Below are 8,982 nucleotides of genomic sequence, written 5' to 3' on the forward strand. Positions count from 1 at the left end.
TGGCCATATGCTATGCTGAAACTATGGTCAACGTCATTTCCGTCATCCAAACAAAGGGCGGTACCGGTAAAACCACCACAGCGATGCTCCTGAGCTCCGCGCTGACATCCTTGAGCCACCGTGTTCTAGTGCTCGATGCGGATAAGCAGCGCTCAGCTATCGACTGGTCGGATGACGCCGGTGAAGGCCTCGGGTTTGAGGTTAAGCCTGTCCCTACGGATCGGACGTTGGAAACTGCATTGAGACGCTTCCGGGGTGATGATTACGACTTCATCTTGGTAGACACGCCGCCAGGGAGTAATGCCATCGTCGAGATTGCTGCTCAGGAAGCTGACCTCGTTCTCGTCCCTACGGGCGTCTCCCCGCTGGACATGAAAAGAACCCAAGCAACCCTAGATTCGTTCATTGGCACAGAGACGCCAGTCGCCGTTGTCCTTGTCAACGTCGACAAGCGAGAGAAGCTTCTCGACCTGGCCCAAGCGCAACTGACATCCCATAACCGTGCAGCACTTGCCGACACCATCATCCCCACTCGCAGCATGACACGCCGTGCCGGATCGACCGTCCCTCGGATCGAGACAAAACCGTTTAGGGAATGGATGGAACTTGCCGAAGAACTTACCCAAGCGTTTTAGGAGAAAAGACGATGGCAATCAAAGGTGCCGCCAAGAAGGCGCAACCACACCGCGAAAAGGGAACTCAGTCCGACGTCCAAGCTATGCGCTCAGAAAAGGTGGCTAAACCCGCTCAGAGGATGGCCCCGCTCGCTGGACATGGGGAACGCTCGGCCACGGTGCGTCTCTACGTCAAGGACAGGGAACTGCTCAAAGAGGCGAAGATGGCGGCGCTGGAGGACGATACGAGCCTATCGCAACTATGGGAAGAATGGGCGGTCGAGTGGCTTAAGAAACGGTAGTCATACAACCATATGACTATATGGCTGTATGGCCATATGCCTATATGGACAAAGTGTGCAGGTGAGGTGCTGTATCTAAAACGGGGAAGGGTTGATCATTTAGTGGAAGATGCCGCACTCGTGTTGCCGATCCGAGCTAATGACATAGGTGTTATTCTGACCACCAGTACTTAAAAATGAAAGAAGCCTGAACCGGCTGGCACCAGTTCAGGCTTCGCTTATCACCCAGTCACAACCTGGGGGAAAGCTTGGCTATGACTATAGCGCATACCCGAGATGAATGGGATCAACCCACTCGCATAAGCACCGCCCTCGGGCTCTTCACCCGAGAGCAACTCGGCGGTCTCCAGGACACCCCAGCAGGTGCCACTGACCGGGACGCACTGCTCTCTCACCTCGGCCGCGACGTGCTTCACGTCAGCAAGGACCGCAGCTTCTCCCGCGCTTACCGTCGCGCCAAAGACGGCTCCACGGTTCCCTTGATGTGGCGCACTGATTCCGAAGGCCTCGGGAAGTTCCAGTACGCCATGCTCACCAACAAGCAGTACGCCGCCGTCCTGGTCGTGGACATCGACCAGCCGGGCGAGCGCGGCGGGCACCCGGTCAACCTCGCGGAGACCACACGGGCACAGTTGGCCGGCCTTGTCTCCCGCAACGTCGGACCCGCCTGGGTCGGCATTAACCGTGTCAGTGGCAAAGCTCAGTGCCTCTGGCTGATCGACCCGGTCTACGCCGACGAGGGAGGCGAGTCCGCCAACATGTCGCTACTCGCGGCGACCACCCGCAAGCTAGGGGAGTACCTGGACCATGACCCGAACTTCTCCCACCGTTTTAGTCGCAGCCCCTTCTACACCGGCCACAGCCCGGACCGCTATATCTGGTATCGACAGCACCACCGCATCGACCGTCTGGGGGATTTGATGAAAGAGGTTCGCACCGTAGCGGGTGATGCTCAGCGCGAGCCTGCCCGCCAGGAGTACGCCAGCGGCCGCGAACTCATCGAGGCCGTCAAAGCCCGCAGGGAAGAAGCACAGGCTTTCCGGGCCATCGCCCGCGAGATTGAAACCGAGATGGGTGAAGACGCAGACCGGCTCAACCCGGACCTCATCGACGGAGTCAACGTCCGCTGGGTCGGGGACGGCCGCGCAGCACGCGACGAGACAGCGTTTCGGCACGCACTCAAGACCGCACACCGACTGCGGGCGGCAGGCCAGAGAATGACGGACGCGGCGATTATCGATGCCTACGAACACGCCTACGCAGTCGCACACCGTGAAGGCGGGGCTGGCCGCGAGCCGGAACTGCCGCCGATGCGAGATAGGCAGTCGATGGCCAGGCGAGTGCGCGGCTACGTCTCCCAGGGCAAGACCGCCTCCTACGGCTCTCCAACGGCCAAGTACGCCACCACGAGCCAACGCAAGGCACTGGCGACGATGGGGCGCAGAGGCGGGCAGAAGTCCGCTCAGCGGTGGGAGCGTGACCCTGAAGGCGAGTACGCGGAAAGGAGGCGGGAAGCCCTGCGGCAGACCCATCGGCGAAAGCGCGTGATGGGGCAGACGACGAGGGCAAAGATCCAGGCTCTCGTCGGGCAGGCGTATGTAGAAACCGGCTGTACGCCTTCAGCACGGGAGATCGCCCAGGAGATAGGCGTAACGAAGCGGACAGTGAATCTTCACCTGAAGGCTCTTCGCGAGGCGGGCGCGCTCGCCGTGGAGTAGGTGGGAAATACCATAAGCGAGGAGCGGGTTTTCGACCTCATGAGCTGGGTTGTTGAGACGGAGGCAGTGTTGGGGCAAAGGTGGGAAATACCATAAGCAATATACGGTTCCCCTGTCGGTAGACAGTGTTGGTCTCTAGGCTCTCTCCCTGAGAGGTAGGGGCTCTCCGCACGGCTGACATCACCTTGCCAAGAGGACACCGCCGATCCTCGCCTTAAATGGCGGAGCCATAAGCAATACACGGTTCCCCTGTCGTGAGACAGTGCTGGTCTCTAGGCTCTCCCCCTGAGACCTGGGGGTGCAATAGGTTAAGTGATTACGTTTTCCTTGAATTTGCTACGGTCTCTGCCCCTCCTATTGTGTGGTCTCCTGGCGATACTGCTGTCTGAATGCTCCGCTCAGTGATGTGTGGATCGGGTGGCCTTCAGGGTTTGTGGACAAGGAGGCGTAGCCTCCGCGTCAGTCCAACGAGCGAAGCGAGGCGGGAGTTATCTCTAATCTCAACCCATGATCGCCACTCAGCGGCCTGGGTGCCCTGGCCCTAAACTTCTGTCTTGCCCCGGTACGTTGTTGGCGACCCCCGCGCCCACGTATCGGGTGCGTTTGTACCTCACTCCGGGATCTACCAAGAGGCGATCCGGCGGGCCTGTGGAGAACACTCTCCCGCACTCGGCCGGATTTAGTGGCTTGTGGAGAACTCGGCCGGCACCTCGGGTCGTCGGACTAGGCTGCTGGATTATGAGAGAAATGGGAGCCTGCGGCAATATGGCCGAGCTGTCCCCTTACGCCCTGGCGGTCTACAAGACGCTCACCGACGGCACTCCGGCCGGGGGCGAGTCGATTGAGGATGTCCGTCGCCGCTACGAACCGATATACGAGTGTGAGGCTCGTGGACGCGACGCCAGCCTTGCTCGAGTGCTCCCTGACGATGAAGACGCCTTCGGCCTACCCTGGTAAGTGATCTGGAGTTCCTATTCTTGATCGCGAGCGATAAAGCCGGGGTAACACTTTAGGTTTGCCAGTAAGCTGGGGTGCCAGTAAGCTGGGGTGCCAGTAAGCTGGGGTGCCAGCAAGCTGGGGTGCCAGCAAGCTGGGGTGCCAGCAAGCTGGGGTGCCAGCAAGCTGGGGTGCCAGCAAGCTGGGGTGCCAGCAAGCTGGCGGCCTACAGGTCGTTCTCGTTACCCGGTCGTACACGTTCCTGAGTAGATGCAGCGGTGGGTTTACGACTGTCTGCTGGGGTGGTCCGCTGCTGGGCACGCTGGCGCTGGAGCGCGGAGCCCAGATCGGCAGTGACCATATCGCGCAGCGCGTCACCCGACTGCTGCTGCGCAGCACTCTGCCTGGGCGCAGGCTCAGCGGCCGCGCTCTCGAACCGCTCCCGCGTCCTGACCAACCACTGATGCAGCTCCCGGTCACTGGTGCGCGTCAACGGCGGCACCGCCGCCAGGCCACGCCCAGGCGTGGCCACCGCGGACACCTGCTCACGCAGCCGCCACGCAATCACCGCGCCCGGTTCCTCCACCTCCCCGAGGTTGAACGTCGCACTGTTCATGAGATCGCGGGGATCTATCCCCGCCCGCAGGGACTCCACCCACGCCGAACGCACCTTCTGCCGCCCCTCGTCCGTCAAGGCCTGGGCCGCGTCCGGGTCCAGCATGTCCCACCAACCGTCAAGGTTGTGGTCGATAAACCGCTGGTAAGCCTTGTCCACGCCATAGGCGTAGAGCTTGGACACCCGATCATCACTGCCCGCGTACTCCCGAGCCTTCTCCGCCATGTCCCTGGCCGAGAGCTGACGCTGGTCGCGGGCAATCGCCGCGCGCATGACTGCCTCGGCACTCAGTCCGCCGATGTTGCCTGCCATGTGCTCGTGAGCCGCTTCCGCGAACTCATCGAGCGCGTCATCGGTCACGGCGTAGACCCGGTTCTCCTGCTTGCCACGAGTCAAGGCGACATACAGCCCCGTGCGCGAGGTCTGCGCGTCGATGACCGCGTGCGTGGTCTCGACCGTCGCGCCTTGGGCGCGGTGCACGGTCGAGCCGTAACCCAGGTGCGTCGAAGAGCGCACGTAATCGGCCGGCAAGACGAACCGTTGCCCGCTGGCCTCGTCCTCAACGTCCAGTCCGCCCGTGGCGTGCACACCCCGGACGTGAAGCAACTGGCCGTTGGTGACCTTGCGCCCCGGTGTGCCATCCTCGGCCACCAGGCGCTCGTTCTTCCGCGCGATGATCAGATCACCGACACCGGCCACCTCCCCGCGCGAGAGAGCAACAGTGTCGGTGTCCTCGACCAGGCCACGCTCGACCCGGTAGGAACGGATCGCCTCATTGATCAACGCCACGTCAGCGTTGGTCGACGCCACAATCAGTGAACGCTTGCCACGTTCGACGTCGGCGAGATAAGCGTCCACGGCGGCCGAGAGCATGTCGTTGCGGGTGCCACCGCGCACCCAGCCTCGACGGTTGTAGAAGTCCACAGCCTCCACCTCGCCCCGGCGCAGCCGGAGCGAAGCCTCAGCCTGCTCGGTGTCGTTGCCGTGCGAGAAACGCATCACGTCCGTCAGTTCGGTGGCGTCTCCGTAGCGACACATCGTGGCGAACAGCCCACCCGATCCGACTGCGTCGAGCTGCTGGGGGTCTCCGATCAGTCGCACCACTGCGCCGGTCGCCTGGGCGATCTCGGCCAGCGCCGCGAGGTTGTCGGTCGTGGCCATGCCCGCTTCATCGACCAGGAGCATGTCTCCGGGGCGCAGATCGACCGGCAGTGCTGCCGGGTCGCCAGCGGGTTTATTGGGGTTGCGCCCACGCCAGACAAACGCCAGCGAGTCGATGGTGTGCGCATCAATGCCGACCTCATCACTGAGCACGGTGGCCGCTGCCGCCGACGGTGCCAGGCCGATCACCTGACGCTGCTCGGCCTTCCACACATCGGCCACCAGAGTCATGGCCGTGGTCTTGCCGGTACCGGCCGGACCAACGCCACTGCTGATGACGGTGCCCGCCTGCAAGAGCTGACGCGCGAGTGCTTCCTGCCCGGTGTTGAGAGCGAACCCGCTCGATTCTTTCGCCGCGACCAACGCCTGGGCGATGGTCTTGTCGCGGGCAAAGACCGCCACCGGCTCGGTCACCGCGCGCAAAACGTAGTCCTCCTGGGCCAGCAACCGCGCCGTAGTGAACTGAGCGAAGTCCATTCCCCGGTCCAACGTCTCCCCGTTGGCGCGGCGCAGCGCACGCGGAACAGCGAGCGGTTCCTCGGCCGTGAGATCCACGAGATGGTGGGTGATGATGTTCTCGCACACTGCGTCAAAGACGCGCGCGGCCTCGTCCGCGTCCGAGAAACGGAAACCCTTGAGGTACGCCCCGACCCCGGCCGTGACGTGGTGGCGAGCGAAGTAGGAGCGCTTCTGGATCACCCGGTCAATCACCGCGAGTGAGACATCATCGAGACGCTGCGAGGTGGAAACATCGTCAGCAAAAAACGCCGGACGCTCGTCCAGCTCTGCCCCGGAGGTCAGTGACTGAACACGGGCGAGCAGTTCGTCTCCGCCGTCCAGGTGCTCCACGTCGGCGCGCCAATCCGCGCGCAGAGTCGCCAGCGATTCGGCCGGCTTCTTGGCCTCGCGGGTGTCCAAGATCGCCGCCTGCCACAGCCGAAGCTGCGCGCGCTTGTCCGGCTGGTGGCCATGCGAGGCCACGAATTCCTCACGCAGTTTCTCGAACACCGGGCGCGCGAGAGTGCGCCTGGTGGAGAAGGCATCGATGAGTTTCTGCGGAACTCCAGCGACCTCCCACACCGGTTCCTTGCCTTGTTCGCGCGCACTCGCCTCGAACGCCAGGCCCATCTTCCGGGTCAGAATCTCTTGCACGACCATGTCGTAGCGGGCGGAAAGTGTCTGATGATTCTTGAACATCGCGCGCGAGTCGAGCGTGCGCCACTTGCCGTCTGGCCCCTGCACTTTGTTGGCGACCAGGACGTGAGAGTGAAGGTCGGGATCACCCGCTCGGGTGTCGAAGTGAGTGAACTCGGAGGCGACGATTCCGTTCGTCTCGACCTGCGCCAGACCCCCGGCACCCATGCGCGTGCGCACCACATTGGTCTCCGCCCAGGAGAGCACTTCAGCCACCGCCTCGTGGTGACACGCGGCGATCCGGCTCGCGGTGTCCTCGTCCGACAAGGCCCACAGAACGGAGATACTTTTCGCGGGAGAGAACGTCAGATCGAACCCGGCGACCGCCTGCTTGACCTGAGCCTGCTGCTGGTTCACCCAGTCGATCACGTCCTTGTCCGGCGCGTAATCCACACCTTCAGCCGCGCGGTAAAACGACGCACCGACGCTCGCAGCCAACTGCGAACGCTCCGCGTCAGTCAGTAGCCGGCCGGTCTCGGCCACGGCACTCTTTTCCGCCGCGCGCAGCGCATCGAGTACGGGAATGGAGTTGGTGAACACGGGGAACTTTCCCCCCAGTCGGCAGTCCTCGAAGGACGCTCCGCCCTCGATCATCGTGTGCGCGTCGGGGTGCAGTCCCACCCCGTAGAGCGCTTCCATCTGGTCGGCCTCGACCTCCTGGCCGCGCTGCGTCGTGACGAGTGCGGTGAGTCCTGAGCCGATCCACCGGCCGGGTGGGGTGCCCTTGGCCTGGTAGTAGCCGGAGAGTTTTCCGGTCTCGACGGTCGGGTCGTAGGCGTCGTTGGTTGCCACGGAGCGCAGGAGGTACTGGTACCCCGAGCCCGCGTGAACGGCGCGAAACGACATCATGGCGACCCACTCTAGCCGCACGGCGGACCATTCTCACTAAAAGTGCCTACTGTGTGTGGCAGTTAGATCGTCGCAGCGCTAAGCTGCAACGCAATGATGTTGGCTGGGAAAAGAAAGGGTGGCGGCGGTTAAACGGGCAAGCAGGCCTCTGCAGGCATGAGAGCTAGCGATGAAGGCACTAGTTGAAAATCGGGAGAAGCAGAAGCGGATCACCGCCCCCACCGAGCACGTGTTCATCGCCCAGGCCGACCTGGACGATGTGCAGAGGAACCTTGTCGCTGCGGCCCGGGAGCTCGTAGAACTCGGTGAGAGCGGCGCGTGGATTCGCGAGACCTTCGGCCTTGCCCCAGCCGAGCTCCAGCACCTTCTGGAGCTCGGCCGATGGTCGAAGACACCGCCTCCGCATCGAACATGGCCACGACCGACAACGACACCGCAGAGCGTGATGAGCAGCATCACGACAACGACCACAACGAGAACTAGAAGCTCTCCCGAAAGGAACCGATCATGCTCTCCCCCGTCACCGTCCGCGCCGTCCACAAGGAACTCGGCCGGCCTACCGACGACGCGACCATTGCAACTGTCAGGGAACAGTTCGCCGAAGAAGTTGGTTCCCGCATTGACCTGTACGCCACGCAGTTAGTGAATGAATGGAAGGCGGCCAACCCGGGCGGTGATGGTTTCATTCCCGGTGAAGTCATGGGAAGTTCTCATGGACAAGCGCTGCGACGAGCGGAAGAAGAAGTCATGGAGGAATGGTTCAACGGACCTATCCGCACACTGATGGAGCGCAAGGTCGCTCGTGGAATCGACGGCTGGTAGACCTCCGCCACACACTCTCATCGCTCGCCCCTCCAGGCCACCACCGGACTGGGCGGGCGATGTTCTTTTGACATAACCGCCTCTCAATTATCGCCGCCAGGAGATACGCCGCATGGCACGCAAGCCAGACGAAAAACCAGCTGAATCTCTTTGACATGCTCGCTGAAGAACTCGCTTCCCCAGTCGAGTCCAGCACCCCGGTCGAAGAAGCCGAACCGCGCCTCGCCCTTTCGATTGATGACCTCGGCGGCGACCCCAGGTCCATCCCGAATGACCAACGGGTGAGGCTTATCGAGCACGCCAGAGAACTCAGCAACGTCGATCTCCTGCGCGCCTACTACGAAGCCTCCGACGCACTCACTCGCGCGGAAGAACGAGAAGAATCGTGCAGCCCGGTCATTGCGGATCAGTACCTCCGCAAGACCTTCGGCCTCGCCCTAATCGAGCTCAAGCACCTGCTGACGCTGCCGATGGCCGAGGGCACCGCCGCTGCACCCAACATGGCCACGGGCGACAATGACACCCCCGAGCGTGATGAGCAGCATCACGACAACGTCCACCACGAGAACTAGAACCTCTCTTGAAAGGAACCGATCATGCTCTCTCCCGTCACCAGCCGCGCCGCCTACGAAGAACTCGGCAAGCCTGCCGACGACGCCACCGTCGAATCCGTCATCGAGCAGTACGAGGAAGAAGTCGGAACCCGGACCGACGTTTACTTCACGCAGTTTGTGAACGAGTGGAGGGTCTGCTGCACGTTTAGGTGACAG

9 protein-coding genes are annotated in these 8,982 nt (G+C 62.5%); 7 read left to right on the forward strand and 2 right to left on the reverse strand.

What is annotated here, in order from left to right; translation table 11 throughout:
• Positions 1-23: 23 nt before the first annotated feature.
• The 4 genes from CDOO_RS13065 (at position 24) to CDOO_RS13080 (ending at position 3,591) form a co-directional block, all read left to right on the forward strand.
• Positions 24-635: a ParA family protein gene (locus CDOO_RS13065; RefSeq protein WP_155861395.1), complete on the forward strand. Its 612-nt coding sequence runs from the start codon at positions 24-26 to the stop codon at positions 633-635.
• Between the two features lie 11 nt (positions 636-646).
• Positions 647-916: a hypothetical protein gene (locus tag CDOO_RS13070; RefSeq protein WP_018022969.1), complete on the forward strand. Its 270-nt coding sequence runs from the start codon at positions 647-649 to the stop codon at positions 914-916.
• Between the two features lie 254 nt (positions 917-1,170).
• Positions 1,171-2,634, forward strand: a complete 1,464-nt coding sequence (locus CDOO_RS13075) for a replication initiation protein (protein WP_018022970.1) — start codon at positions 1,171-1,173, stop codon at positions 2,632-2,634.
• 765 nt (positions 2,635-3,399) lie between these two features.
• Positions 3,400-3,591: a hypothetical protein gene (locus CDOO_RS13080; protein ID WP_018022971.1), complete on the forward strand. Its 192-nt coding sequence runs from the start codon at positions 3,400-3,402 to the stop codon at positions 3,589-3,591.
• Between the two features lie 205 nt (positions 3,592-3,796).
• Here the strand turns inward: CDOO_RS13080 and mobF are convergent, their stop codons facing one another.
• On the reverse strand, positions 3,797-7,390 hold the full coding sequence (gene mobF, locus CDOO_RS13085; protein WP_018023055.1) for a MobF family relaxase: 3,594 nt from the start codon (positions 7,388-7,390) through the stop codon (positions 3,797-3,799).
• A gap of 178 nt (positions 7,391-7,568) precedes the next feature.
• Positions 7,569-7,754 carry a hypothetical protein gene (locus CDOO_RS13090; RefSeq protein WP_018023054.1) on the reverse strand — a complete coding sequence of 62 codons (186 nt, stop codon included), beginning with the start codon at positions 7,752-7,754 and terminating at the stop codon, positions 7,569-7,571.
• A 143-nt stretch (positions 7,755-7,897) separates the two neighbouring features.
• Here CDOO_RS13090 and CDOO_RS13095 point away from each other — a divergent pair, with 143 nt between their 5' ends.
• From CDOO_RS13095 to CDOO_RS14045, 3 genes are all read left to right on the forward strand, one after another.
• A complete protein-coding gene (locus tag CDOO_RS13095; protein ID WP_018023052.1) occupies positions 7,898-8,212 on the forward strand; it encodes a hypothetical protein in 315 nt (104 codons plus the stop codon).
• A 155-nt stretch (positions 8,213-8,367) separates the two neighbouring features.
• Positions 8,368-8,784, forward strand: coding sequence for a hypothetical protein (locus CDOO_RS13100; protein WP_018023051.1), 417 nt, complete (start codon positions 8,368-8,370; stop codon positions 8,782-8,784).
• A gap of 24 nt (positions 8,785-8,808) precedes the next feature.
• Positions 8,809-8,979, forward strand: a complete 171-nt coding sequence (locus CDOO_RS14045) for a hypothetical protein (protein WP_018023050.1) — start codon at positions 8,809-8,811, stop codon at positions 8,977-8,979.
• Positions 8,980-8,982 lie beyond the last annotated feature (3 nt).

The organism is Corynebacterium doosanense CAU 212 = DSM 45436 (assembly GCF_000767055.1).
Lineage (GTDB): Bacteria > Actinomycetota > Actinomycetes > Mycobacteriales > Mycobacteriaceae > Corynebacterium > Corynebacterium doosanense.

Excerpts from the sequence above, each read along its gene's own strand:
- CDOO_RS13065 (WP_155861395.1), top strand. The coding sequence starts at position 24 with ATGGTCAACGTCATTTCCGTCATCCAAACAAAGGGCGGTACCGGTAAA.
- CDOO_RS13070 (WP_018022969.1), top strand. The coding sequence starts at position 647 with ATGGCAATCAAAGGTGCCGCCAAGAAGGCGCAACCACACCGCGAAAAG.
- CDOO_RS13075 (WP_018022970.1), top strand. The coding sequence starts at position 1,171 with ATGACTATAGCGCATACCCGAGATGAATGGGATCAACCCACTCGCATA.
- CDOO_RS13080 (WP_018022971.1), top strand. The coding sequence starts at position 3,400 with ATGGCCGAGCTGTCCCCTTACGCCCTGGCGGTCTACAAGACGCTCACC.
- mobF (WP_018023055.1), bottom strand. The coding sequence starts at position 7,390 with ATGATGTCGTTTCGCGCCGTTCACGCGGGCTCGGGGTACCAGTACCTC.
- CDOO_RS13095 (WP_018023052.1), top strand. The coding sequence starts at position 7,898 with ATGCTCTCCCCCGTCACCGTCCGCGCCGTCCACAAGGAACTCGGCCGG.
- CDOO_RS13100 (WP_018023051.1), top strand. The coding sequence starts at position 8,368 with ATGCTCGCTGAAGAACTCGCTTCCCCAGTCGAGTCCAGCACCCCGGTC.
- CDOO_RS14045 (WP_018023050.1), top strand. The coding sequence starts at position 8,809 with ATGCTCTCTCCCGTCACCAGCCGCGCCGCCTACGAAGAACTCGGCAAG.